The organism is Mesorhizobium sp. GW821-FHT04C10 (assembly GCF_059420305.1).
Genome location: NZ_JBWKTL010000001.1, coordinates 1,311,421 through 1,336,847 on the forward strand (window position 1 = coordinate 1,311,421; position 25,427 = coordinate 1,336,847).

At 64.5% G+C, this 25,427-nt stretch carries 23 protein-coding genes; 14 read left to right on the forward strand and 9 right to left on the reverse strand.

Going from position 1 to position 25,427, the window contains the following annotated elements; genetic code table 11:
• Positions 1-2: 2 nt before the first annotated feature.
• From AC07UC_RS06330 to AC07UC_RS06345, 4 genes are all read right to left on the reverse strand, one after another.
• The gene (locus AC07UC_RS06330; protein ID WP_494904693.1) at positions 3-1,076 is read right to left on the reverse strand and encodes an ABC transporter ATP-binding protein; all 1,074 of its coding nucleotides are present in this window, start codon (positions 1,074-1,076) and stop codon (positions 3-5) included.
• Complete coding sequence (locus AC07UC_RS06335) at positions 1,073-1,867, reverse strand: ABC transporter permease (protein WP_494904695.1); 795 nt, start codon at positions 1,865-1,867, stop codon at positions 1,073-1,075. Before AC07UC_RS06335 ends, AC07UC_RS06330 begins: the two co-directional genes overlap by 4 nt.
• A complete protein-coding gene (locus tag AC07UC_RS06340) occupies positions 1,860-2,702 on the reverse strand; it encodes an ABC transporter permease (protein WP_494908901.1) in 843 nt (280 codons plus the stop codon). Before AC07UC_RS06340 ends, AC07UC_RS06335 begins: the two co-directional genes overlap by 8 nt.
• 92 nt (positions 2,703-2,794) lie before the next feature.
• On the reverse strand, positions 2,795-3,859 hold the full coding sequence (locus AC07UC_RS06345; RefSeq protein WP_494904697.1) for a polyamine ABC transporter substrate-binding protein: 1,065 nt from the start codon (positions 3,857-3,859) through the stop codon (positions 2,795-2,797).
• 235 nt (positions 3,860-4,094) lie between these two features.
• Here AC07UC_RS06345 and AC07UC_RS06350 point away from each other — a divergent pair, with 235 nt between their 5' ends.
• From AC07UC_RS06350 to AC07UC_RS06365, 4 genes are read left to right on the forward strand one after another with little or no spacing between them, the layout of a single operon-like run.
• Positions 4,095-5,033, forward strand: coding sequence for a GntR family transcriptional regulator (locus AC07UC_RS06350; RefSeq protein ID WP_140776001.1), 939 nt, complete (start codon positions 4,095-4,097; stop codon positions 5,031-5,033).
• A 10-nt stretch (positions 5,034-5,043) separates the two neighbouring features.
• Complete coding sequence (locus tag AC07UC_RS06355) at positions 5,044-6,327, forward strand: glycosyltransferase (RefSeq protein WP_494904699.1); 1,284 nt, start codon at positions 5,044-5,046, stop codon at positions 6,325-6,327.
• Positions 6,328-6,332: 5 nt separating this feature from the next.
• Positions 6,333-7,703, forward strand: coding sequence for a glutamine synthetase family protein (locus AC07UC_RS06360; RefSeq protein WP_494908902.1), 1,371 nt, complete (start codon positions 6,333-6,335; stop codon positions 7,701-7,703).
• A 2-nt stretch (positions 7,704-7,705) separates the two neighbouring features.
• Complete coding sequence (locus AC07UC_RS06365; RefSeq protein ID WP_494904701.1) at positions 7,706-9,004, forward strand: NAD(P)/FAD-dependent oxidoreductase; 1,299 nt, start codon at positions 7,706-7,708, stop codon at positions 9,002-9,004.
• Between the two features lie 16 nt (positions 9,005-9,020).
• On the opposite strand, the gene AC07UC_RS06370 is transcribed toward AC07UC_RS06365, so the two are convergent.
• Entirely contained in the window at positions 9,021-9,791 is a 771-nt protein-coding gene (locus AC07UC_RS06370; protein ID WP_140775999.1) for an IclR family transcriptional regulator domain-containing protein, read from the reverse strand.
• A gap of 121 nt (positions 9,792-9,912) precedes the next feature.
• On the opposite strand from AC07UC_RS06370, the gene AC07UC_RS06375 reads away from it, so the two are divergent.
• The 7 genes from AC07UC_RS06375 to AC07UC_RS06405 all read left to right on the forward strand — a co-directional run bounded on the left by AC07UC_RS06375 (position 9,913) and on the right by AC07UC_RS06405 (position 17,972).
• Positions 9,913-10,770 carry a CoA transferase subunit A gene (locus AC07UC_RS06375; protein ID WP_494904703.1) on the forward strand — a complete coding sequence of 286 codons (858 nt, stop codon included), beginning with the start codon at positions 9,913-9,915 and terminating at the stop codon, positions 10,768-10,770.
• Positions 10,767-11,561, forward strand: a complete 795-nt coding sequence (locus AC07UC_RS06380) for a CoA-transferase subunit beta (protein ID WP_202325421.1) — start codon at positions 10,767-10,769, stop codon at positions 11,559-11,561. The genes AC07UC_RS06375 and AC07UC_RS06380 overlap by 4 nt, the downstream gene beginning before the upstream one ends.
• 1 nt (position 11,562) lies before the next feature.
• The gene (gene pcaF, locus AC07UC_RS06385) at positions 11,563-12,768 is read left to right on the forward strand and encodes a 3-oxoadipyl-CoA thiolase (protein ID WP_494908903.1); all 1,206 of its coding nucleotides are present in this window, start codon (positions 11,563-11,565) and stop codon (positions 12,766-12,768) included.
• A gap of 155 nt (positions 12,769-12,923) precedes the next feature.
• Entirely contained in the window at positions 12,924-13,955 is a 1,032-nt protein-coding gene (locus AC07UC_RS06390; protein ID WP_056574893.1) for a BMP family protein, read from the forward strand.
• A 264-nt stretch (positions 13,956-14,219) separates the two neighbouring features.
• Positions 14,220-15,710, forward strand: a complete 1,491-nt coding sequence (locus tag AC07UC_RS06395; protein ID WP_494908904.1) for an ABC transporter ATP-binding protein — start codon at positions 14,220-14,222, stop codon at positions 15,708-15,710.
• Between the two features lie 265 nt (positions 15,711-15,975).
• The gene (locus AC07UC_RS06400) at positions 15,976-17,031 is read left to right on the forward strand and encodes an ABC transporter permease (RefSeq protein ID WP_202325422.1); all 1,056 of its coding nucleotides are present in this window, start codon (positions 15,976-15,978) and stop codon (positions 17,029-17,031) included.
• On the forward strand, positions 17,028-17,972 hold the full coding sequence (locus tag AC07UC_RS06405; protein WP_140775994.1) for an ABC transporter permease: 945 nt from the start codon (positions 17,028-17,030) through the stop codon (positions 17,970-17,972). Before AC07UC_RS06400 ends, AC07UC_RS06405 begins: the two co-directional genes overlap by 4 nt.
• Before the next feature lie 71 nt (positions 17,973-18,043).
• Here AC07UC_RS06405 and AC07UC_RS06410 read toward each other — a convergent pair whose 3' ends face one another.
• On the reverse strand, positions 18,044-18,811 hold the full coding sequence (locus tag AC07UC_RS06410) for an SDR family NAD(P)-dependent oxidoreductase (protein ID WP_494904706.1): 768 nt from the start codon (positions 18,809-18,811) through the stop codon (positions 18,044-18,046).
• A 50-nt stretch (positions 18,812-18,861) separates the two neighbouring features.
• Positions 18,862-20,361 (reverse strand): amino acid permease, encoded by a 1,500-nt coding sequence (locus AC07UC_RS06415; protein ID WP_494908905.1) that lies wholly within the window; start codon positions 20,359-20,361, stop codon positions 18,862-18,864.
• Positions 20,362-20,528: 167 nt separating this feature from the next.
• On the opposite strand from AC07UC_RS06415, the gene AC07UC_RS06420 reads away from it, so the two are divergent.
• From AC07UC_RS06420 to AC07UC_RS06430, 3 genes are all read left to right on the forward strand, one after another.
• On the forward strand, positions 20,529-21,362 hold the full coding sequence (locus tag AC07UC_RS06420; RefSeq protein ID WP_494904708.1) for a helix-turn-helix domain-containing protein: 834 nt from the start codon (positions 20,529-20,531) through the stop codon (positions 21,360-21,362).
• Positions 21,363-21,565: 203 nt separating this feature from the next.
• Complete coding sequence (locus AC07UC_RS06425; RefSeq protein ID WP_010912229.1) at positions 21,566-21,721, forward strand: hypothetical protein; 156 nt, start codon at positions 21,566-21,568, stop codon at positions 21,719-21,721.
• Between the two features lie 139 nt (positions 21,722-21,860).
• On the forward strand, positions 21,861-22,805 hold the full coding sequence (locus AC07UC_RS06430; protein WP_494904710.1) for an LLM class flavin-dependent oxidoreductase: 945 nt from the start codon (positions 21,861-21,863) through the stop codon (positions 22,803-22,805).
• 6 nt (positions 22,806-22,811) lie between these two features.
• On the opposite strand, the gene AC07UC_RS06435 is transcribed toward AC07UC_RS06430, so the two are convergent.
• A complete protein-coding gene (locus tag AC07UC_RS06435) occupies positions 22,812-23,498 on the reverse strand; it encodes a cysteine hydrolase family protein (protein ID WP_494904712.1) in 687 nt (228 codons plus the stop codon).
• A 33-nt stretch (positions 23,499-23,531) separates the two neighbouring features.
• Positions 23,532-25,256: an ABC transporter ATP-binding protein gene (locus tag AC07UC_RS06440; protein WP_494904714.1), complete on the reverse strand. Its 1,725-nt coding sequence runs from the start codon at positions 25,254-25,256 to the stop codon at positions 23,532-23,534.
• Between the last annotated feature and the right edge of the window lie 171 nt (positions 25,257-25,427).

The following is a 25,427-nucleotide window of genomic DNA, read 5'->3' on the forward strand; positions in this document are numbered from 1 at the left end:
TCTCATTCTGCGAAAATTCTGACGTCGGCGGCGTCCCAACCGAGTTCGACCTGGTCGCCTGATGCGACAGGCCGCCGGTCGGCGGCATCCGCGGTGACGCGCACCAGGAACGGTTTTGGCGACAAAGGCGTGCGGACATGCAGCTGCAGGTCGAGGCCGTGATAGGCTAGCGCCTCGACTGTGCCGGTCGTGTGGTTGCCGGTCTCGGCTGACGGGAACAATCGGATGCGTTCTGGCCGCACCGAGGCAACAGCCGATGCGCCAGGTGAAAGTGTGGCGGGAACCTCGCCGGCGACGCGCGCGCCGTTCGCGGCCAGCACGCCATCGGCGGCGGCCTTGCCGGGCACGAAATTCATCACACCGATGAAATCGGCGACGAAGCGGTCGGCGGGATGTTCATAGATCGCGTGCGGCGTGTCGCATTGCAGCAGCCTGCCGTCTTTCAGCACCGCCATGCGGTCGGCCATGACAAGCGATTCTTCCTGGTCGTGGGTGACGATGACGAAGGTGATGCCGACCTCGTGCTGCAGGCGCTTCAGCTCCAGCTGCATGGCACCGCGCAGTTTCTTGTCGAGCGCGCCGAGCGGCTCGTCGAGCAGCAGCAGCCGGGGGCGCTTGACCAGGGCACGGGCGAGCGCGACGCGCTGTTTCTGGCCGCCGGACAATTGCTCAGGCTTGCGGTCGGCGAACGGGACCAGTTCGGTGGTCGCCAGGATGGCGTCGACGCGGGAGCGGATTTCTTTAGCCGGCAAGCGCTCCATCTCCAGCCCGTAGGAGACATTGGCACGCACGCTCATATGCGGGAACAGCGCGTAGGACTGGAACATCAGGTTGACCGGCCGCTTGTTGGGCGGCGTCCTGGCGATGTCCTTGCCGTCGAGCAGGATGCGTCCGTCGGTCGGTGTCTCGAAGCCGGCCAGCATGCGCAGGAGCGTGGTCTTGCCGCAGCCGGAGGGGCCAAGCAGCGCGAAGAATTCGTTCTCCCGGATGTCGAGCGAGATGCCGTCGACTGCGGTGACCCGGCCGAATCTCTTCGACACATGATCGATGGCCAGCAGCGTACGAGGTTCGCTCATTGGCCGATAATCCCCCTGTTAAGCCGTTGTGACAGGGTCAACGCGGTGATGGAGACGGCCATGACGATGGTCGCCAGCGCATTGATCTCCGGTGTGATGCCGAAGCGGATCATGGCGTAGATCTGCATCGGCAGCGTGGTCGACGCACGGCCGGCGCCGGATGTGAAGAAGGCGATGATGAACTCGTCGACCGAAAGCGTGAAAGCAAGCAGCGCGCCGGCGATCACCGCCGGCAGGATGACCGGCAGGGTCACGCGCCGGAAGGTGGTCACGGCGGAGGCGCCGAGGTCGGCGGAGGCCTCGACGATCGACCAGTCGAAACTCTTCAGCCGGGCACGCACCACCGAGCAGACGAAGGCAAGATTGAAGACGACATGGGCGAGGATGATGGTGTGCAGCCCCATAGTCAGGTTGAGCATGGAAAAGAACGACAGCAGCGCGATCGCCAGCACGATGTCGGGAATGATCATCGGCGCGAAGATCAGCGCTTCCAGGCCCTTGCCGTATTGCCGGCGCATCTCGACGCCGATCGCCAGCAGCGTGCCGAGCAGTGTGGCGATGGCGGTGGAAACCAGCGCCACGATCAGCGTGTTGAGCGCGGCGGAAAGGATCGCGGAGTTGTTGGCCAGCGAGAGATACCATTTCAGCGAAAAGCCCGACCATGCCGTCGGCAGGCCGCCTTCATTGAAGGACAGGGCCACCAGCACGCCGATCGGGATGTAGAGGAAGGCGAAGACGAGGGCGAGCACGAACCAGAGCGTGCGCCGCGTGGCTGGGGAACGCTCAGCCATCGGCGTTCTCTTTGGCCTCCGCCGCCCGGCCCGAGGCGCGATCGGCGGCCAGCGCTTGCGCCATCAGCACCAGAAGCATGATGGCGATCAGCCCCATGGCGAGCGCCGCGCCGAAGGGCCAGTCATTGGCGGTCAGGAACTGGTCGTAGACCAGATTGCCGATCATCTGGAAACGGCCGCCGCCGAGCAGCGCCGGGGTGACGAAATTGCCGATCGACAACACGAAGACGAAGACCGCGCCGGCGGCGATGCCGGGCACGGTCAGCGGCAGGATGACACGGCGAAAGGTCGTGGCGGCCGAGGCGCCGAGATCACGTGAGGCTTCGGCAAGCTCCGGGTTGAGCCGGGACAAAGGCGCGTAGCAGGCGAGGATGACGAAGGGCAAATAATTGTAGACCAAGCCGGCAATGACGGCGCCTTCGGTATAGAGCATCGACGGCGGTTCGCCGGTGTAGCCGAACCAGCGCAGCAGTTGCGTGATCAGGCCTTCGCGGTTGAGCAGCACGATCCAGGCATAGGTGCGGATCAAATAGTTGGACCAGAACGGCAGCACGGCGAAGAACAGGAAAACCGGCTGCCACCGGCGCGGCGCGGCAGCGATCGCATAAGCGGCGGCATAGCCGACAACCACCGCGATCAGGGTGGCGGTGCCTGCGATGCGCGCCGATTTGAGGAAGATGCCGGCATAGAGCGGGTCGAAGACCAGCCCGAAATTCTCCAGCGTGAAGGTGTAGTCGATGCCGCCATAGATGCCGCGCCGGAAGAAGGCGAGCGCCAGCACCAGCGCGCACGGCACCACCATCAGCGCGGTCAGCCAGACCAGCGCCGGGGCCATCAGCAAGGAGGAGCGAAGTCGGGTCTGGGACAATTTAAGGTACCGCTCAGGGCCGGCAGACGAAGCGCCGCCGGCCGTGATGTCCAAGCCGCTTACTGCGCGGCCTTGATCTCGCTGACGATCTTGGAATAGTCGCGCTGGGCCTCGCCGACGTCACGCAACTGCTCGAACTTGACGAGATCGGCCACCGGCATCGCCATGTTGGGGAATTTGGCGAGGAAGTCGGCCGGCAGGCTTTCCATCGCCGGCTTGTTCGGCACCTTGTAGTCGATGTTCTGCGCCGCCCAGGCGTGGTTCTTGGCGTCGAGCATGAAGTTGATGAACTTGAAGGCGTCGTCCTTGTGCTCGGAAGCCTTCATCACCACCATCGTGTCGACCCACAGGTCCGAGCCTTCCTTCGGGATGATGTATTTGATCTCCGGCTTTTCGGCGATGCCGTAATTGCACCAGCCGTCCCAGGCCTGCACCATCAGCGCCTCGCCGGAAACCAGCTTCGAATAGAAGGTGGTGTCGTCATAGGCGAGCAGGGTCTTCTTGGCCGAGATCAGCAGGTCCTTGACCTCGGCCATCTTGGCCGGATCGGTCTCGTTGACGGAGAAGCCCTTGTCGAGCTGGCCGGCGGCCAGCAGCCAGCGATCGGTCGCCAGCATGGTGGTCTTGCCCTTCAGCTCGTCGGAAGGGGCGAGCAGGTCGCTCCAACTCGTTGGCGCCGCCTTGACGAGGTCCGAGCGGTAGCAGAGGCCCGTCGTGCCCCAGGTATACGGCACGGAGAAAGTGTTGCCGACATCGTGCGGCAGTTTCGTCGCCTCGGGATAGAGGTTGGCGAGGTTGGGGATCTGGGCGTGGTCCATCGGCTCGGTCAGGCCGAGCTTGTTCAGCACTTCGGCGAAGGGCGAGGAAACGAAGACCACGTCATAGCCCTTGCCGCCGGCGGCGATCAGCTTGCCCATGATCTCTTCATTGGTGGCGTGCACAACGACTTCGCCGGAGACGCCGGTCGCGGTCTTGAAGGCGGCCATGGCATCGGGCGCCATGTAGCCGTCCCAGTTGGAGATGACGAGGCCGGCGGCCATTGCCGGTGCGGACAGCGCCAGGGCAAGGCCGACAGCGATTGAAGAAACCTTGAGCGCACGGCGCCGCGGGCTGGTAGCGGTCATGGCAGACTCCCATTCCGGTTGATCGTCGAATTCTGTGCTGGACCGGGTGCGACCCACGCCGCTGCCCTCGATCCTGTTCCCTCGGTCTTTTTATCGCCGATTGCACTGACAGTACTATTGCAGAAAAAAGTACGTCAATCCATAATTTGTCAACCGACCGAGGAATCTGGCCGATTGCGCTTGTCCCGGCGATCGGCCAAACCAGTAAGGTCCCATCCGTCCGCCGAGACCAGTCATGCAAGCCGCAGCCCGACGACCTCGCACCAACCATCTCGATCTGGCGCAGCGCATCCTGGATGTGGCGCGGCAGCGCGGCTTCGAGCCCGGCGCGCGCCTGCCCGAGCAGCAGATCGCTTCGCTGTGCAATGTCTCGCGCACGCCGGTGCGGGCGGCGCTCAGCCTGCTGGCGGAACGGGGCGTCGTGCGCTGGGAGGCCGATACCGGTTACCACCTGGCGGTCGACCTCGCCGCGCAGCCGGCTATTGCCACCGAGCTTCCCAGCGCGGAGGAGGACGAGTTGGCCGAGGCGATCCTGCGCGACCGCTCGGCGCGCAGGCTGGACCAGACGGTGACCGCCGCAGCGTTGATGCGACGCTACAGTGCTGAGAGGAAGACGGTACTAAAAGCGCTTAATAAACTGACGGAAGAGAATCTTCTGGACCGTGCGCCCGGCCAGTCATGGCTGTTCCGCCGGACGCCCGACGATCCTGAGGCGCAAGGCGAAAGCTATGAATTCCGCCTGGTGCTGGAGCCCGTGGCGATCCTGACGCCGGGCTTCCGGCTGGACGGCGCGCGGGCGGCGGCCTTGCGCCAAGGCATGGACGCGCTATCGGCGCTGCCGGATGCCGCGTTCGACACGCGCGAGTTCCAGCGGCTGGACATCGATTTTCACGGCATGATCGCCGAGGGCTGCGCCAATCGCTTCGTCGCCGACGCGCTGGCCGATCACCTCAGGCTGCGCCGGCTGCCGGGCCTCTATGGCGGCGTCAACGTCTTCCGGCTCCGGCAATCCTTGCTGGAACACCTGAACATACTCGACCATCTCGAAAGCCGGCAGTATGAGGTGGCTGCAGATCTGCTTCGCATCCACCTGCGGCTCTCCCGCAACCAGCGACCGCAGGCGGCCAGCCGCGGCGCACCCGCGCTGTTCGGCATGATCAGCCGGCCGGAATGAAGAGGATTAATTGACGCGTAAAGCCAGCCCGACCATCGCGCTGTTTCCCGAAGCCAGTTTCGGGGCGGCGCTGAATTGCGTCGGCATCGCGCAGGCATTGCGTGCCAAGGGCGCCCGGCCGGTCTTCATCTGCCATGCCGGCTTCTCCGGCGTCTTTGCCGACTATGGTTTCCAGGAATACCAGCTGCCGACCGACGAGCCGCTGAGCGACAGCGAGCGCCAGAGCTACTGGCAGGCCTTCGTGCGCCGGCACCTGCCGCATTTCAGGCTCAGCCCGATCGACCAGCTCGAAACCTATGTCGCGCCGACCTGGCAGGCGATCGTCGATACGGCGGTCAATGCGGAGGGGCCGCTACGCCAATTGCTGGCGCGGCTGAAGCCCGACGCGGTGGTGCTCGACAATGTCATCATGTTCCCGGCGATCGCTGCCGCCGGCTGTCCCTGGGTGCGCGTCGTCTCCTGCGCCGAGACCGAGCTGCCCGACGCCCGGGTGCCACCCTATTTATCCGGCCTCGGCGCCGATGACCCGCAACGCGTGGCGTTCGAGGCCCGCTATCTCGCGGCCTCCGCGCCCGCGCATGACCGCTTCAACCGTTTTCGCGTGGACGCCGGCCTGGCGCCGTTGCCGAAGGGCCTGTTCCTGGAAAGCTCGCCCGACCTCAACCTGCTGCTGACGCCGACGATCGTGCGCCGCGAGCGTGCCGAGCCGCTCGATCCGGCCCGCTTCGTCTATCTCGAAGGCTGTGTGCGGTCGGAAGGACCGTTCGAAGTGCCGGTCTTCCCGCGCAATGGCGGACCGCTGGTCTATGTCAGCTTCGGCAGCTTAGGGGCCATGGATGTCGCGCTGATCGAGCGCATGCTCGCCGTCTTCGACAGGCTGCCGGCGCGTTTCATCGTCAATGCCGGCGGCCTGCGCGACGCCTATCGCGCGGTGCCGGACAATGTCTATCTCGACGCCTGGTTTCCGCAGCCTTCGGTGGTGGCGAAGTCCGACCTGTTCATCCACCATGGCGGCAACAACAGCTTTTGCGAGGCGCTGCGCTTCGGCGTGCCGTCGCTGATCATGCCCTATTGCTGGGACGGACACGACAATGCGCGCCGCGCCGAAGAGACCGGCACCGGTGACCATATCGGCCGCGACGGCTGGACCGAAGGAGTATTGGAGAGAGCCATTCTCGGCCTGCTGGCCGATGACGCCATGCGCGCCCGCCTGAGGGACAATGCAGCCCAGATGGCGCTGAAACCCGGAACGGACGTGGCCGCGCAAGCCATACTCTCCCTGATACGGACGTGAACGAAATGCTCGACAAGAAGACGAATACCGCAACCAACGACCCCAAGGCCTGGCTGGCCCAGCACGGCATCAACGAGGTCGAATGCCTGGTGCCCGACATGAACGGCGTGCTGCGCGGCAAGGCGCTGCCGACGGAAAAATTCCTCAAGGCGCTGGAAGACCGCGCGCTCTATCTGCCAAGCAGCGCTTTCCTGGTCAGCATCGACGGCCGCTATTCCGGCTCGATCGACGAGGGTTTTGCCTATTCGGACCCGGACATGCGCATGGTGCCTGACGTTTCGACGCTGTGCCTGGCGCCAGGCGCTGGGGCGGGGAAGGCCTATGTCTTCGCCGACGCCTTCCATATGGACGGCAGGCCATGGATGGCCTCGCCGCGCCATGTGCTGCGCGCCGTGCTCGATCTATACCGCCAGCGCGGCTGGCGGGCCGTGGTGGCGCCGGAGGTCGAGTTCTATCTGACCGCGCACAATCCCGATCCGGACAAGCCCCTGATCGCGCCGGTCGGCGCCAATGGCCGCGCTGAAACCGTGCAGCATCCCTATGACATGGCGGCGCTCGAGGAGTTCGAGCCGGTGATCCGGCGCGTCTATGAGTATGCCGCGGCCGCCGGGCTGCCGCTCGACACGTTGATCCATGAATCGGGCACGGCGCAGCTGGAGATCAATCTCCTGCATGGCGACGCGCTGCCGCTGGCCGACCAGGTGCTTTTGTTCAAGCGGTTGACGCGCCAGGCCGCGCAGCAATGCGGCATGCACGCGACCTTCATGGCCAAGCCGATCGCCGCGCAGGCCGGCAGTTCGATGCATCTGCACATGTCCGTGGTCGACGAGGCGGGCAACGCGCTGTTTGCCGGCGACGATGATGCCGACACCGAGATGTTCGGCCATTTCATCGGCGGCCTGCAGAAATTTGTCCCGGAAATCATGCCGCTGTTCGCACCCAATGTGAATTCGTTCCGCCGCATAAGGCCCAACCACAGCGCGCCGGCCAACATCGAATGGTCGCACGACAACCGGTCCTGCGGCCTGCGCGTGCCGGCCGGCGGGCGCGCCGCACGGCGCGTGGAGAACCGCTTGCCGGGAGCCGATTCCAATCCCTATCTGGCGATCGCCGGTTCGCTGCTCGCCGGCTATCTCGGCGTCGAGCAGAAGCTGGCGCGCTCGGCCGAGGCGTCGGGCAATGCCTACAAGATCAAGAGCACGCTGCCAAAAACCATGGAGGAGGCGCTCGATCGTTTCGAGGCTTGCGACCCGGTGCGCAAATTGCTTGGCGAGGATTTTTTCCAGACCTATCTGCGCGTCAAGAGTGTCGAGCTCGACCTGTTCCAGAGCGTGGTGACGAGCTGGGAACGCGACCATCTGCTGCTGAAGGTGTGATCATGGCATCTTCAACAGGCTTCAATTCCGGTCTCGATATCGGCAAATCTTACTATGTCGCCACGGCCAATCCGGCGCCGGACCATCCGGCGCTTGTCGGCGATGTCGAGGCCGACCTGGTCGTCGTCGGCGGCGGCTGCACCGGGCTGTCCGCCGCGCTTCACGCCGCCGAGCGCGGCCTGAAGGTGGTGCTGCTCGAAGGCGGCAAGATCGGCTGGGGGGCTTCAGGGCGCAATGGCGGCCAGATGATCCCCGGCCTGCGCAAGGGCGCCAAGGGTCTGGTCAAGCTCTACGGTCCCGAGCGGGCGAAGGTTCTGTTCGACCTCGCCTTCGAGGCGCGCGGCCTGGTGCTCGACATCATCGAGCGCCATGCCATCGATTGTGACCTGAGGCTGACCGGCCATCTAGTCGGCGCGGTCAACGGTTCCGACCTCAAGGATTTGGAAGAAGAGGCGAAATGCCTGGAAAGCGTGATGAAGTTCCGCGAGGTCGAGATCCTGTCGGCGGCGGATGCGCGGGCCAAGGTCGACACGCCCTATCACGGCGCGATGTATGAGCCGCTCGGCGGCCACATGCATCCGTTGAACTACACGCTCGGCCTTGCCCGCGCGGCCGTGGCCGCCGGCGTCGTCATCCATGAGAATTCGGTGGCGGTGAAGCTGGAGCGCGAGCCTTCGATCCGCGTCTCGACATCGAAGGGTTCGGTCCGGGCCAAACATGTCGTGCTGGCGGGTGATGCGCTGCTGCACGGGCTGGAGCCGCGCGTCAACAGCCGCATCATGCCGGTCGGCAACTACATCGTCGCCACCGAACCGCTGGAGGGCGAACGTAATGTCATCCCGGCCAATGTCGCGGTGTCCGATACACGCTTCGTCGTCAACTACTACCGCATGTCGGCGGATGGCCGCCTGCTTTTCGGCGGCGGCGAGCGCTACACGCCGTCGCCGCCGGCCGACATTGCCGGCTTCGTGCGGCCGCATATGGAAGGCACGTTTCCGCAGCTCAGGGGTTGCCGCATCGATCATGCCTGGGGCGGCCTGGTTTCGGTGACGACGTCGCGGCTGCCGCATGTCGGGCACTATGGCGAGGTCTATTTCGCGCATGGCTACTCCGGCAAGGGCGTCATCCTGTCGACGCTGTCGGGCAAGCTGCTCGCCGAGGCGATCACCGGCGATGCCTCACGGCTCGATCTGTTCTCGACGCTCACGCCCATGCCGTTCCCCGGCGGCACGGCGCTGCGTGGGCCGCTCTATGTGCTGGGCATGCTGTGGTATGCGATGCGGGACCGGATCAAGCATTGAGGTCGCCAGACGCGGTCTAGACGACAAAGAAATCCTCGATGCGCTCTCTGGCTCCAAGCAGCGCCGGCAGGATTTCCCGCTCCATCTCGGCGACGGTGAACCGCGCCGACTGGGTCGAGACATTGATCGCCGCGACCGTGCGTTTCGCCCGATCGCGGATCGGCACGGCAATGGAGCGCAGGCCGAGCTCCAGTTCCTCGTCGACGATGGCGAAGCCGTCCGCCTTCGCCTTGCCGATGGCGCCGGCCAGCGCACGCTTATCGGTGATGGTCTTTGGCGTTCGTCTCTCGATGGTCGCCTGGCCGAGAAATGTGTCCAGTTCCCCTGATGCCAGGCCGGCAAGCAGGATCCGCCCCATCGATGTGCAATAGGCCGGCAGCCTCGTGCCGACATCGAGCGAGACGCTGAGGATACGGCGGCCGGGAATGCGGGCGACGTAGACGACGTCCTCGCCCGACAGGATCGCGGCCGAGCAGGCTTCGTTCAGTTGTGCCGCCACGGCCCGCATGATGGGGGCGGCAAAGCTCCACAGCGAGGCGCCGCCGAGCCAGGTGCGGGCAACCGTCAGCAGGCGAGGCGACAGCGAAAACACGCGGCCGGCCTGTGTGGCATAGCCTGTGGCAACCAAGGTCAGCAGGAAGCGGCGGGCGCCGGCGCGGGTCAGGCCGGCCTCCTCGGCCATTTCGGTCAGCGTCATGCCCGCGGGATGCCGGGCCAGGATTTCCATGACGGCAAGGCCGCGTTCGAGCGAGCCGACATGATCGCGGGAAGGGGTCTCTTCGTTCATCTCGCCTCCGCGCAAGGGTGCTGAGTGCCAGGATTGACTCCGTGGTCCCAGTCGGCTTAGAAGTATCGCATATAAAACATATGTTCGCAATACGAACTTTTTTTGGATTGGAGCCCTGGCGATGGTCAAGTTCCTGCCGCTGAAGCAGGCCGTTGCGGAGAATTTGAACGATGGCGACTCCGTCGCCTTCGAGGGCTTCACCCATCTGATCCCGACAGCCGCCGCGCATGAGGCGATCCGCCAGGGGTTTCGCGACCTGACCCTGATCCGCATGACGCCGGACCTGATCTACGACCAGATGATCGGCATGGGCATGGCGAAGAAGATCGTCTTCTCCTATGTCGGCAATCCCGGCGTCGGGCTGCTGCGGCGCGCGCGCGACGCCATCGAGAACGGTTTTCCCCGGTCGATCGAAGTCGAGGAGCACAGCCATGCCGGCATGGCCAATGCCTATGAGGCGGGCGCGGCGGGCCTGCCCTGCGCGGTGTTCCGTGGCTATCGCGGCGCAGGCCTCGCGGCGGTCAACCCGAACATAAAGTCGGTCACGTGTCCGTTCACCGGCGAGGTACTGGCGGCGGTGCCGTCGATCCGTCCCGACGTCACCTTCATCCATGCGCAGAAGGCCGACAAAAAGGGCAATGTGCTGGTCGAGGGCATTATCGGCATCCAAAAGGAAGCGGTGCTGGCGGCCAAACGCGCCGTGGTGACCGTGGAGGAAGTGGTCGACGATTTCGACGATCTCCATCCCAATTTGACGGTGCTGCCGCGCTGGACGATCGCGGCGATCTCCGTCGTGCCCGGCGGATCGCACCCGTCCTACGCCCATGGCTACTACGCACGCGACAACGCCGCCTATCTGGAGTGGGACGAGATCGCCGCCGACCGCGAGAAATTCCAGGCCTGGATGCAGGCAAACGTCATCGAGAAGAACGCCGGTGACTTCGCCGGACGTGTCGAGCATCTGAGGAAAGCGGCATGAGCGGGACAGGCTTCACCCCCAACGAGATGATGACCATTGCTGCCAGCCGCGCGTTGAAGAACGACGATGTCTGCTTCGTCGGCATCGGTGCGCCGTCCGCCGCCTGCAATGTAGCGCGTCTGACGCATGCGCCCGACATCACGCTGATCTATGAGAGCGGCACGATCGGCACCGCGCCTGATGTGCTGCCATTGTCGATCGGCGATGGCGAATTGTGCGAAACCGCTGTCACCACCGTCGCGGTGCCGGAAATGTTCCGCTACTGGCTGCAGGGCGGCCGCATCTCGATCGGTTTCCTGGGTGCGGCCCAGCTCGACAAGTTCGGCAACATCAACACCACGGTCATCGGCGATTATTTTCATCCCAAGACCAGGCTGCCCGGCGGCGGCGGCGCGCCGGAGATCGCGACCTCGTCGAAGGAAATCTACATCACCATGGCGCAGACCAAGCGCGGCATGGTCGAAAAGATCGACTTCTTCACGTCCTTTGGCCATGGCGAGGGCGGCGACCATCGCAAGCGGCTGGGCATCGAGACATCGGGCCCGACCTTGCTGATCACCGATCTCGCTATCTGGAAGCCGGACCCTGTGACCAAGGAATTCACCGTCGTGTCGCTGCATCCGGGCGTCACCCGCCAGCAGGTGCAGGAAAGCTGTGGCTGGGTGGTTAAGTTCGCCGAGGCGCTTGACGAAACACCGGCGCCAAGCGAACTCGAACTCAATACATTGCGCGACCTGCAGGCCCGCACCAGGGCGGCGCATGAGGGAACCGGAAAAGCAAAGGCTGCATGACATGGCCGAGGCCTATATTTGCGACTACATCCGCACGCCGATCGGCCGTTTCGGCGGTTCGCTGTCCTCGGTACGCGCGGACGATCTCGGCGCCATCCCGCTGAAGGCATTGGTCGAGCGCAATGCCGGCATAGACTGGCAGGCGGTCGACGATGTCGTCTATGGCTGCGCCAACCAGGCCGGCGAGGACAACCGCAATGTGGCGCGCATGGCGCTGCTGCTGGCCGGCCTGCCGAAGGAGATCCCGGGTTCGACCGTCAACCGGCTGTGCGGGTCGGGCATGGACGCGCTGACCATCGCCGCCCGCGCCATCAAGGCCGGCGAGGCGGAACTGATGATTGCCGGCGGCGTCGAATCGATGAGCCGGGCGCCTTTCGTCATGCCCAAGGCCGAGACGGCGTTTTCGCGCAACGCCGAAATCCACGACACCACCATCGGCTGGCGCTTCGTCAACCCGCTGATGAAAAAGCAGTACGGCGTCGATTCGATGCCCGAAACCGGTGAAAACGTCGCCGAGGATTTTGCCGTTTCGCGCGCGGACCAGGACGCCTTTGCCGTGCGCAGCCAGGACAAGGCCGTCGCCGCGCAAGCCAATGGAAGGCTGGCCAAGGAGATCACGCCGGTGACGATCCCGCAGCGCAAGGGCGATGCGATCGTCGTCTCGAAGGACGAGCATCCCCGTGCCGGCACCACGGTCGAGACGCTGGCCAAGTTGCCGACGCCGTTCCGTCAGGGCGGCACGGTGACGGCCGGCAATGCCTCCGGTGTCAATGACGGGGCGGCGGCGCTGATCGTTGCTTCCGAGGCTGCTGTGAAGAAACACGGTCTGACGCCGATCGCCCGCATCCTTGGCGGCGCTGCCGCCGGCGTCGCGCCGCGCATCATGGGCATCGGTCCGGCGCCGGCGACCGAGAGGCTGTGCGCGCGGCTCGGTCTGACGCCAAAACAGTTCGATGTCATCGAGCTCAACGAAGCGTTTGCCTCGCAAGGCATCGCCGTGCTTCGCCAGCTCGGCATCGGCGAGGATGCACCGCACGTCAATCCGAATGGCGGCGCCATCGCGCTTGGCCATCCCCTGGGCATGTCGGGCGCACGCATCTCCGGTACGGCGGCGCTGGAGTTGCGCGAACGTGGCGGCCGCTATGCCCTGGCCACCATGTGCATCGGTGTCGGCCAGGGCATCGCCATCGCGCTCGAAAGGGCCTGATCGCGCGATCTTTCGGCTTGCCGAAAACATGGTCGGATTCGGCGCGTCGCCAAATTTGACCATGTGGACAAAAGTCCGCACCCGTTCCATAGTTCCCCGTCTGACATTTCTAGGAACAGCCGGCTCGACACGGCTGTCGAACAGAGGGGACTGCAATGGAAAACCGGAAGACCAAATTCCAATCGACACGCGAAGGGATTTCGCGACGCAACGTGCTGGAGCTCGGCGCGCTTGGCCTGGCAGCGGCGATGCTGCCGGGCGCCGCCTTCGCCAAGGACAAGAAACTGAAGGTGGCGGCGATCTTCGCCACGCCGATCGAGGAGCCCTGGGACAACCAGATCCATGTCGCCCTGCAGAAGGCCGAGAAGGAACTGGGTATCGAATACAAATGGTCCGAGAAGGTGCAGACCGCCGATTTCAGCCGCGTCATGCGTGAATATGCGCAAGGCGGCTACCAGCTGGTGCTGGGCGATGCCTTCGCCGCCGAGCGCGAGTCGCGCCGCACGGCCAAGCAGTTCCCCAAGACGGCCTGGCTGTTCGGCTCGGGTGCCGGCCCGGCGGAGCCCAATTTCGGCGTCTTCGACAACTGGATCCATGAGCCGGCCTACCTCTCGGGCATGATCGCCGGCAAGATGTCGAAATCGGGCACGGTCGGCGCCGTGGCGGCGATGGGCATTCCGGAAGTGAACCGGCTGGTCAACGCCTTCTTTGCCGGCGCCAAGGAGGTCAACCCGAACGTCAAGAAGAAGGTCGCCTTCATCGGCTCCTTCTTCGATCCGCCAAAGGCCAAGGAGGCCGCGGTGGCGCAGATCGATGCCGGCGTCGATGTCATCTATGCCGAGCGCTTCGGCGTCATCGAGGCGGCGGTCGAGAAGAAGATCTACGCCATCTCCAACATGTCCGACCAGTCGAGCCTCGGCCCCGACACGGTCATCACCGGCCCGGTCTGGGATATGTATCCGACGGTCGAACAGGCGATCAAACTGGTCAAGGCCGGTGTCTACACCGCGCAGGACTATGGCGATTTCTCGCGCATGGCCAAGGGCGGCTCCTATCTCGCCCCGTACCACAAGTTCGACAAGACGCTGCCGGCGGACGTCAAGGATCTGGTCGAGAAGAAGAAGGCCGAAATCCTGGAAGGCAATTTCCGCGTCGACGTCGACGAGAACACGCCGGTTTCGGATTAGGCTTGCTTTGAGGGGGGCGGTGCTAGGCGCCCCCCTCTGTCCTGCCGGACATCTCCCCCTCAAGGGGGGAGATTGGCAGCTTCACCCGCGCCACTTTTCTTTCGACTTAGAAAATTGGCGAGATCCGAAAGTGACATTCGATCTCCCCCCTTGAGGGGGAGATGCCCGGCAGGGCAGAGGGGGGTACAGCGCAACCCTATCGGTCAAAGCTGAATCGTGAAGCGATCAGGAGTATCCTTGCCGACGCCCGCCCCACTCATCGAAATGCGCGGCATCACCAAGAGCTTCGGCGCCGTCAAGGCGAACGAGGCCGTTGACCTCATTGTCGCGCCGGGCGAGATCCTCGGCCTGCTGGGCGAGAACGGCGCCGGCAAGACGACGCTGATGAACGTGCTGTTCGGTGCCTACGCGCCGGACGCCGGCGAAATCCTCATCCAGGGCCAGCCAGTGAGGATCACCAGTTCGGCCGATGCGCTGGCCGCTGGCATCGGCATGGTGCACCAGCATTTTCATCTGGCGCCAAGACTGACGGTCCTGGAAAATCTGCTCATCGGTATCCCGGGAAAATCGGGGCGGATCGATCGCGCCGGCGGGCTGGCGCGGTTGGCAGAAATCAGCCGCCAGCACGGGCTGACGCTTGATCCCGATCTGCCGGTTTCGGCGCTGTCGGTCGGCGAACAGCAGCGGCTGGAGATCGTCAAGGCGCTGTTTCGCGGCGCCAGGCTCTTGATCCTCGACGAGCCGACGGCGGTGCTCGCGCCAAGTGAGGTCGACGGACTGTTTTCAGCGCTGCGCTCGATGGCGGCACAGGGCCTCGGCATCATCTTCATCTCGCACAAGCTCAACGAGGTGCGGGCGCTCACCCATCGCTGCACCGTGCTTCGGCACGGCCGTGTCGCGGGCCGTGTCGACGATCCCGCCAACACCACGTCGGCGGCGATGGCACAACTGATGTGCGGCCACGAAATCGTACCGCCGGCAAGGGGCGCGTCGACGCCCGGTGCCGATGTGCTGACGCTCGACGGCATTTCCACCTCGCGTCATTCAGGCACCGTGCTGCGCGATGTGTCGCTTGCCGTTCGCGCCGGTGAAATCCTCGGCATCGCCGGCGTGTCGGGCAATGGCCAGCGGGCGCTGGCCGAGGTGATCTCCGGCGTGCGCGCGCCCGATGCCGGCCGGATGACGATCGCCGGCCAGATTGTGTCGCGGTTCTCGCCGCGCGAGGTGCAGGCGCTTGGCCTCGGCCGCATCCCGGAAGACCGCATGACGACTGGCCTGGTCACCAATCTGCCGCTCGCCGATTCCATGGTGCTGCCGCGCATCGGCACCGCCTCCTTTTCAGCCAAGGGCCTGCTCAAGCCGGATGCGATCCGCGCCTTCGCCGAAGCGCAGATCAAGGCCTATGACATCAGATGTCCCGGGCCGATGACCCGCGCCGGGGCGCTGTCCGGCGGCAATCTGCAAAAGGCGCTTCTGGCCCGCGAGCTCGCCTTCGATCCGAAGGTGCTGATCGTTTCCCAGCCGACGCGCGGCCTCGACATCGGTGCCGCCCGCTTCATCCACGAAAAATTCCTCGACATGCGGACCAAGGGCTGCGGCATCATCGTCATCGGCGAGGATCTCGAAGAGCTGCTGGTGCTCTGCGACCGCATCGCGGTGATGTATGAAGGCCGCATCGTCGGCACGCTCGACAGCGCCGATGCGACGATCGCGCGGCTCGGCCTGATGATGACCGGGGCGGAGGGGAGGGGCTAGATCGGATGGATTTTTTTGTGAAGCGGACCCCCACCCCTAACCCTGCCGGGGCGAGCCACGGGTCTCGCCCGTCCTTCGGACCCCCACAAGGGGGAGGGGGATGCGGCCGCGTACCTTTCATTCATCTAGGAAGCCCAGACGTCCGCTATTCTGCTGTGGCCGGCGCCTGCCAAAGTCCCCCTTCCCCTTGTGGGGAGGGGTTAGGGGTGGGGGTCCCTCTTCGTAAGAATCCTTGTTCCACGGACCCGGCGGGGGGCCACGGCTGATGTTTCGCCTGGAAGTCCGCACCTCCACGCCCGCCTGGTTCAATCTGGCGCTGCCGCTGCTGGCGATCGGCGCCACTCTTGTCCTGTGCAGCGGCCTCATCGCGCTGGCCGGCGCCGGCGTGCTGGAATCCTATGGGGTGATGTTCACGGCCTCGCTCGGCGACAGCTATGCGATCACCGAAACGCTGGTGCGCGCCGCACCGATGATCTTCACCGGGCTGGCGGTCGCCGTCGCCTTCCGTGCCAAATTCTGGAACATCGGCGCTGAAGGGCAATTGCTGGCCGGCGCGGTCGCCAGCTGCTTCGTCGGCGCGATCCCGATGCCGGGGCCGCTCGCCATGCTGCTGATGGCTATCGCAGGTGCCGCCGCTGGTGCTGCCGTCGCCCTCGTGCCCGCCACGCTGCGGGTCAAGTTCAAGGTTGACGATGTGGTCAGCTCGCTGCTGCTCAATTCGGTCATCTACTACGCCCTGATGGCGCTGATCGAAGGGCCGTGGAAGGATAGTTTCAGCGGCTATCCGATCTCGCCGCCGATCGAGGATTCGGCCAACTTTCCGGTGCTGATCGAAGGCACGCGCCTGCATCTCGGCGTCGTGGTGGCGCTGATCGCCGCACCTCTGATCTGGTTCCTGATCGCGCGCACGACGCTTGGTTTCAGGATCAGGGTCACCGGCGAAAATCCGGAAGCCGCACGCTATGGCGGCATCCATGTCGAACGCGTTCTGCTCTCGACCGCGCTGCTGTCGGGTGCGCTGGCTGGGCTTGCCGGCGTCGGCGAAGTCGGCGGCGTGCATTTCCAGGTGATGAGCGATATCTCGCCGGGCTACGGCTATTCCGGCATCGTCGTCGCCATGCTGGCGCGGCTCAATCCGTTGGGCGTGGTGCCGGCCGCGATCTTCCTCGCCGCCGTGATGACCGGTGCCGAGGCGATGTCGCGGGCAACGGGCGTGCCGGCCTTCCTCAGCGATGTCATCCAGGGGACAGCGCTGCTCGCCATGCTGGTGGCGCTGCTGTTCACCGCCTACCGCATCCGCCGCGTGGGGACAGCCTCATGAGCGCGGTGTTCGAACAGATTTTTCAGGTCGGTTTCCTGGCCGCCATCATCCGCATCGCCACGCCGCTGGCCTTCGCCACGCTGGGCGAGATGTTCTCCGAGCGGGCGGGCGTGCTCAATCTCGGCATCGAAGGCATCATGCTGCTCTGCGCCATGACCGGCTTCACCGCCACCAGCCTGAGCGGCAGCCTGTGGCTGGGCGTGCTGGTGGCGGTGCTGACCGGCATGCTGATGGGTGCGCTGCATGCGCTGTTCACGGTGGCGCTCGGCCTCAGCCAGCATGTCTGCGGCATTGGCGTGACGCTGTTCTCATCGGGCCTCGCCTATTTCCTCTACCGGCTGATCTTCGGCCAGCAATCGGTGCCTCCAAGCATCAAGGGTTTCCAGACGCTGCCGATCCCGGTCCTCTCCGATATTCCGGTGCTCGGGCCGGCCGTGTTCAACCAGTTCGCGCTGGTCTACATGGCGATCCTGGCCATCCCGCTCGCCGCCTTCGTGCTCTACCGCACGCCCTGGGGCCTGTCGGTGCGCATGGTCGGCGAGAACCCTCGCGCGGCCGATTCGGCTGGCGTCAGCGTCATTGCCACGCGTTTCCAGGCCGTCATCCTCGGCGGTGCGCTGATGGGGCTGGCTGGCGCGTTCCTGTCGATGGCGCAGTTCAACGCCTTCACTTTCGGTGTGGTGTCGGGGCGTGGCTGGGTGGCGATCGCGCTGGTCGTGTTCGGCCGCTGGGACCCGTGGCGCTCGGCGGGTGCCGCGCTGCTGTTCGCCTTCGTCGATGCGCTGCAACTGCGCATGCAGGCGAGCGGGCTCGGGCATATACCCTACGAAGCATTCCTGATGCTGCCCTTCATCTTCACGATCGTCGCGATGGCCTTCATGTCGCGCAACGCGGTGGCGCCGTCGGCGCTGCTCAAGCCGTTCCGAAGGGAAGAGCGCTAGAGGGCTTGGCGTCTTTTCCTCTCCCCCGATCGACGGGGGAGAGGAAGGCGCCAAGCTGTCCCTGAGAAGCCTCACATCGCCGTAAAGCCATTGTCGACGAACAGATGCGCGCCGTTGACGAAGCTCGACTCGTCGCTGGCCAGATACAGCGCTGCCTTCGCCACCTCCTCAGGCTCGCCGATGCGGCCCTGCTGCGCGGCGAGTGCCGCATCGGAAACGTCGACGCCAAGCTTGCCGAGGTCGGCGACCTCGCGCAGTCCATGCGGCGTCCTGATAAAGCCGGGGCAGACGGCGTTGCAGCGGATGTTGCGGTCGCGGAACTCGACGGCGATGGCGCGGGCGAACATGTGGCAGGCGCCCTTGGTGGTGTCGTAGAGCACTTCCATCGGTGTCGCCGCCACCGCCGAGATCGACGAGGTGCAGACGATCGAGCCGCCGCCGGCCGCGATCATGCCGGACAGCACGGCGCGGGTCATCAGGAACATGGAGCGGACATTGACGGCATGCAGCCAGTCCCATTCCTGCACGGTCGTCTCCAGGAACGGCTTTATCACAATGGTGCCGGCATGGTTGAACAGCACCGTGGCCGGCCCGAGTTTCTCCGTCGCGCCCTTTACCGCCGCTTCGACCTGGGCTTCGTCGGATACGTCGGCGACAAAATGCTCGGCTATGTGTCCCCGCGCGCGGATCGCCGCCGCCGTTGCCGCGGCCGCCTCGCCATTGCGGTCGATGATCGCCACCTTGGCGCCTTCGGCCGCGAACAGCTCCGAGGCCGCCCCGCCCATTCCCGTCGCGCCGCCCGAGATAATGGCGACCTTGCCCGCCAGTCTTGTGCCCATGCTTCTTACTCCCGTCCCGTTTCAGTGGCTTTTCGTCTTCGATCGCAATGCTATCCCTCGCGCTCGGGATGGCCAAGGGAGCCACCGGAGACAGCGAATTCCTCTTCCGGTGACAGCACCAGGCGATGGCGGCGGTAGAAGGCGAAGTAGGCGAGGCCGATCGCATACCACACCGCCGCCGCGATCGCCGCCCAGCGGTAGAGCGGATCGAAGAACTGGTAGGCCAACGTCACGATGCAGATCAGGATCGTGGCGTAGGCGCCGAACTTGCCGAGCGGGCTGACGAAGGGTCGGGCAATCGAGGCATAGAGCGTGCGCAGGCGCAGGTATGCGATGCTCTGCAGGATGTAGGACACCATCCCGGCGAAGACGATCATCGAGACCAGGAAGCCGCCCATGAAGGCGACATTGTTCTCGCCGCCGAGATACCAGACCACGAGCAGCATCAGCAGCGCCATGGCGGAGCCGGTGGCAAGCGCCCGATTGGGTGTCTTGGTGCGGGCGCCGGTCACCGAAAGTGCCGTTGGCAGATAGCCGGCGCGCGACAGGGAGTAGATATTGCGGCCGGAGGCAAAACTGCCGGCGAAGAAGCTGGCGGCAAGGCCGAGCACCGCGACCGAAGCCAAAAGCTTGGCCCAGCCGTCGCCGAAGATGGTGCGGAAGCCGTCAAGCAGAGGTTCGCCGGAAGAGCCCATGGCGTGCGCGCCATGCGGGATCGAAGCGCTGAAGAACAGAACGCCGAGTGCCAGCGCGATCAGCGTCACGATCGACAGGATCAGCGCACGCGGCATGTCGCGGGTGGGGTTCTTGGCCTCCTCCGCCGTCAGCGGCAGCTGTTCGACGGCCAGGAACATGTAGACGCCGAAGGGCAGGGCCAGCATCACGCCGGTGAAGCCGAAGGGCAACCAGGGACCATTGCCGTCCGCCAGTGCCGCCGGACCGTCCGCCGCCGCGCCGATGTTCAGCGCGTATCTGAAGAAGTCGACATGCGGGATGGCGACGACGAAGAAGAACACAAGCACGGCGATCGCCGCGACGGTCACATAGATCACCACCTTCATCGATAGTTCGAGGCCGCGCAGCGACAGGCCGAGCATGACGACGTAGCCAGCCACCCACCACAACGGCAGCGCGCTTTGCGGCGTGCCGAAGATCGCGGCGAGATAGGAGCTCATGAAGAACATGTTGGCGGCCGGCGCCAGCACAAACTCGATGTTCTCGGCAAGGCCGGTTGTGAAGCCGCCCCAGGGACCGAGCGCGGTGCGCGAGAAGGAATAGGCGCCGCCAGTATGCGGCAAGGCGGCGCTCATCTCGCCGATCGAGCAGCACAGGCAGATATACATGAAGCCGATGATCAGCGCGGCCAGCAGCATGCCGCCGAAGCCTCCTTGCGCGAGGCCGATGTTCCAGCCGGAATATTCGCCGGCCACCACGGCGCCGACGCCCATCATCCACAGCGAGAACAGGCCGGCGTGGCGCTGCAATTGGCGCTGTTCGAAATACTGCTTGTCGACGGTCTGATAGGTAACGCCGGCCGTGCCGCGCTCCATTGCTTGCTCTGTCATCGCTGTTCCCCTTCTTCTCCAGCGAAGCGTGGCCGCTTCGCTCTCTTGCGATCGGGGCATAGTTCAAGAGCACGTCGCCAGCGTATATATCCCCAAGGAGATATGTTCCGCGCGAACCGCAACGCGCAGGATATGCAGGCAAGGAAGCGAGGATGGGTTCACTGGAGATGGCGGCGCTGGCGGGCTGGCATGACGCCTTGCCGGAGTTGGTGCCGCTGATCGGAAAACCGGGATTTGCCGCAAGGCTCGATAACGCCTTGCGCGGGGTAGCCCCCTTTGATCTCAGCTGTGCGTTCGCCTATCCCGGCCGCGACCGGCCGATGTTCCTGCATGATGGGCTGGGCGCGGTGTCCTCGACCCAGATCATGACCAATTACCTCAACGGCACCTATCTGCTCGATGCCGTCTATTCGGCCTGCCTGCGCCGCGCGCCGCAAGGGCTGCATCGCCTCGTCGACCTGGCGCCGGACGCCTTCTTCGAGGGCGAATATTACAATTCGCCCGACGTGCATCCCTGCATTTCGATGGAATCGGGTACGCTGGCGGAGGAGATCGTCTTCCTCGTTCCGGTCCAGGGCAGCTTCTACATCGCCTATTCGCTGCTGCGGGCGAATGGCAGCCCGGCTTTCTGCGAGAAGGATTTCGAGCGGCTGCAGCGGACGGCGCCGATGGTGACCAGCCTGGCGCAACGGCATTGGGAGCATCTGGCGCCGGCCGGTTCGGACAACGAACCGGTCCAGCAGCCTACCGGCCAGGATGTCGAACAGGCGTTCGAGACCTTCGCGCCGTCGCGGCTGACGCGGCGCGAGCAAGGCATCGTCAGCCTGATCCTGCGCGGCCATTCCTCTATGTCGATCGGCCGCATCCTTGAGATCGCCGAGGGCACGGTGAAGATCCATCGCAAGCACATCTATGCCAAACTCGACATTTCCAGCCAGACGGAACTGTTCAATCTGTTCATCAAGCATCTGCTGGCGGGCCGATGACCCGCCGATGGACCTGAAGAACATCGCAAGCCGGTGATCCGGCTGGCTTTTTGCGTCGGACGAACAGACCCGGATACGCTAAATCCTGGTTGAAAATACCGATCCTTCCAAGATATTGAGAAATTCATTCCAACAAATGGCATAAAATAGCAATCGACAAAGTCTACAAGTTTTATAGATTAACGGGCGAGACGGAGGTCGATATGTCGTATATCCAGAACGCTCAGACTGACAGCAGCGGCCAGAGGCTGGCCAATGCCCAGACCTTTCGCCCGGCCTATGCCGGAGCTTTCGCCTATCTCGTCTTTGCCCTTGCGTTCGTGTTCACCGGGGCCGTCGTTCTGGGCCTCATTCCCTAAGGCGTCGGACCGGCAGGGGTTAGTTTCCCCACTGTCTTCAGGCAATCGGAGTTGAATGAACCGGATCCCGGTGCGTTTGCGCGCGACCGTGGGTTCGCATTTCACAGCATCCATGATTCCAGCGATGGAGGAGATGACAATGCCGATCGAATTCACCCATGTCCCGGGCAAGTCCACTGAGGCCGCCGTTCCCTTCTTCTACGATTTTGCCGAGACCGCCACCAAGCTCGGGCTGATCGAGGATGGCGGCTTCCAGAAGATCGTCGTCGACGATCCGGCCGGACTGCTGACCAATATGGATCTTGGTGCCCAGGTGCTCAATCGCACCGCGTCGCTGGAAGTGGTGCTGACCCATTGGGCCGGCGTGATCGAACCGACGGTGGCGGCCCGCCAGCTGGCGTCGATCGACAGGGAGAGCGGCGGACGGCTGGCGCTTCGGATGATCAGCGAGCCATTGAACGACGACGACGCCGAGACGCGGCCCGTCGGACATGGCGTGATCTGGCAGCGCATCGACGAATATCTGGTGCTTTTGAAGCGGCTTTGGTCGAACGACCGGCCTTTCGACCATGAAGGCGCCTTCTACAGCATCAAGGGCGGCTATATCGAGCGCAAGGGTCCGCATGGCGCCGACCTTGTCATCCGCATGGGCGGCCAATCGGGAACGGCCCTGAAGGTGGCCGGGCGGCATGCCGATGTCTTCGAACTGGCACCGGGCTCGATTGATGAGGTCCGGCAGCTGATGGAGCGGGTGCGCGGTGCCGCCGCCGAACATGGCCGGGCCGGCAAGCTGCGCTTCGCGCTTCCGGTGAGGATCCATCAAGGCGCATCCGCCGCCGGCTACAAGGCGGTCGATCTGTCTGGCCCGCCAGCTCAAGCCGCCCTGTCGCTGCTTGCCTATGCCGGGCTCGGGATCGAAGAATTCATGATCATTGGCGTCGACACGCCGCGCGAGATCGCGACGGTCGGCAGGGAGACCATCGCCCTGTTGCGCAATTCCCTGGCGCGCCGCGAAGACCATGATGCCTTCCAGCCTGGGGCCTATGCGCCTCGGGCAGGGCTGGGGACGCGGGCTGCCGGCTGAAGCCGATCAATCGTCTGTCGCGCCCCGCCTGTCGCCAAGCCGCGACAGGCCCTCGATGACGGCGGCTGAATCGGCCAATACCCCGAAGACGCCGTCCTCGACCGTCACCATGTGCAGGGCTGCCTCATGGGCTTGTCTGTCGCCGCTGGCGCAGGCGTCCGAGATCGTCAGGCACTGAAAATTGCGGTCGCAGGCTTCGCGCAGCGTGGTGTGGACGCAGACATCGGTCGTGCATCCCGAAAACATGAGATGCGTGATGCCTTGCGCGCGCAGCACAAGCTCGAAGTCCGTATAGGTGAAGGCGCTGTTGCAGGTCTTGTCGACGATGATGTCATCAGGCGTGACGTCGATTTCCGGGACGATCTGGAACCCCGCGCCGGAGCGCAGCAGGATGTCAGTGCCGTCGAGGCCGGAGCGCTTGCGGCGCCATTTCTCGTAGGGCGTCATGTCGGCCATGTCGGCGCGATAACCCTGCCTCGTGTGGATGACCCTCACGCCAGCTCCGCGCGCGGCTGATATCAGCAGGTTCACGGTGGGCAGGATCGCCCGCAGCGGCGAGGGGTCATATCCCTGTTTGGCGAAATAGCCCGTCGTGGACAGGAAATCCTGCTGCAGATCGATGACGACCAGTGCCGTGTTTTCGGCCACCAGCCTGCCGTCATAGGGATAGTCGAAGGGCGTTGCGTTGATCATTGACGGCTCCCGGTTTTGACCAACCATAATCGTTCAATGCGCCGATACCAGATGCTGGGCGTCATGCAGGCGCCGGTAGACGCCATCGGCATGGATCAGCTCCTGATGCGAGCCCTGCTCGACGATGCCGGTCTCCGAGACGACGACGATGCGATCGGCGCCACGGATCGTCGCCAGCCGGTGCGCGATGACCAGCGTGGTGCGGCCTTGCGCCAGTTCGGCCAGCGCCTTCTGGATCTCGCGCTCGGTCTGGGTGTCCAGCGCCGAGGTTGCCTCGTCGAGGATCAGGATCGGTGGATTCTTCAGGAACATGCGGGCGATCGCCAGCCGCTGTTTCTGGCCGCCTGACAGTTTCACGCCACGCTCACCGATGACCGTGTCATAGCCGGCCGGCAGGCCCGAGATCATGCCGTCGAGCTGTGCCCGCCGCGCGGCGTCGGCGATCGCCTCGTCCGAAGCGCCGAGCCGGCCATAGGCGATGTTTTCGCGAACCGAGCCGCCGAACAGGAACACATCCTGCTGGACGATGCCGATCTGGCCGCGCAGCGAGGCCAGTGTCATGTCCCTGATGTCGATGCCGTCGATGCTGATCCGGCCGGTGCCGACCTCGTAGAAACGCGGCAGCAGCGAGCAGATGGTGGTCTTGCCGGCGCCGGATGGACCGACGAAGGCAATGGTCTCGCCGGCGCGGATCGTCAGGTCGACATGTTGCAGCACCGGCTTGCCGTCGCCATAGCCGAAGCTGACATCGCGGTATTCGATGTCGCCCTTGAGCCCGCTGACGGCCACGGCGTTGGGCCGGTCGGCGATGTCGGGCTCGGTGTCGAGCAGTTCCGTATAGCGGCGGAAGCCGGCAATGCCCTTGGGATAGGTCTCGATCACCGAATTGATCTTCTCGATCGGCCGCACGAAGACACCGACCAGGAGCAGAAAGCCGACGAAGCCGCCATTGCTGAGGCTCCCCGTGATGACCAGGTAGCTGCCGGCGATCATCACCACGAGCTGGATTAGCCTGATGCCCATATAGTTCAGCGAGTTCGAGGCGGACATGATGCGGTAGGCGTCGAGCTTGGTCTGGCGGTAGCGCTGGTTGTCATGCGCGAACAGGGCGCGCTCATGCTCCTCATTGGCGAAGGCCTGGACGACGCGCATGCCGCCGACATTCTCCTCGATGCGCACGTTGAAATCGCCGACGCGACCGTAGAGCGCCTGCCAGTTGCGCTCCATGCGGTCGCCATAACGCATCGTCACCCAGGCGATCACGGGCACGATCACCGCTGTGATCAGCGCCAGGTGCATGTTGACCGTGAACATCAGCACGAAGGCGCCGGCGAAGGTCATGATGGCGATGAACAGGTCCTCGGGGCCGTGATGGGCGATCTCACCGATCTCCTCTAGGTCCTTGGTGACGCGGCCGACGAGATGGCCGGTCTTGTGGTTGTCGTAGAAGCGGAACGACAGTTTCTGCAGATGGTCGAAGCTCTTGCGCCGCATCTCGGTCTCGATGTTGATGCCGAGCATGTGGCCCCAATAGGTGACGACAGCCATCAGCGCGGTGTTGAGCAGATAGATCAGCAAAAGCCCGAGCGAGGCGATGATGATCAACGTCCAGTCCTGTTGCGGCAGAAGCTGGTCGACGAAGGTGCGCACCGCCATCGGAAAGCCGAGCTCGAGCAGGCCGGCGAGCACGGCGCAGGAGAAGTCGAGCGCGAACAAGCCCTTCCAGGGCGCGTAGTAGGCAAGGAAACGTCTGATCATCGCAGTGAACCGCATACTGTCTTGATGGGCGGGGGGATGGAACATGCACCGGCCGTCATCGCTGGGCGCTGCTTACAGGTGGCGGCGCAGCGAGGGCAATATGCCAGTCCGGGCTTCATTTTTCTGATTCTGGCCGCGAGATCGACGGCCGGGATGATTTGTTGATTGTTG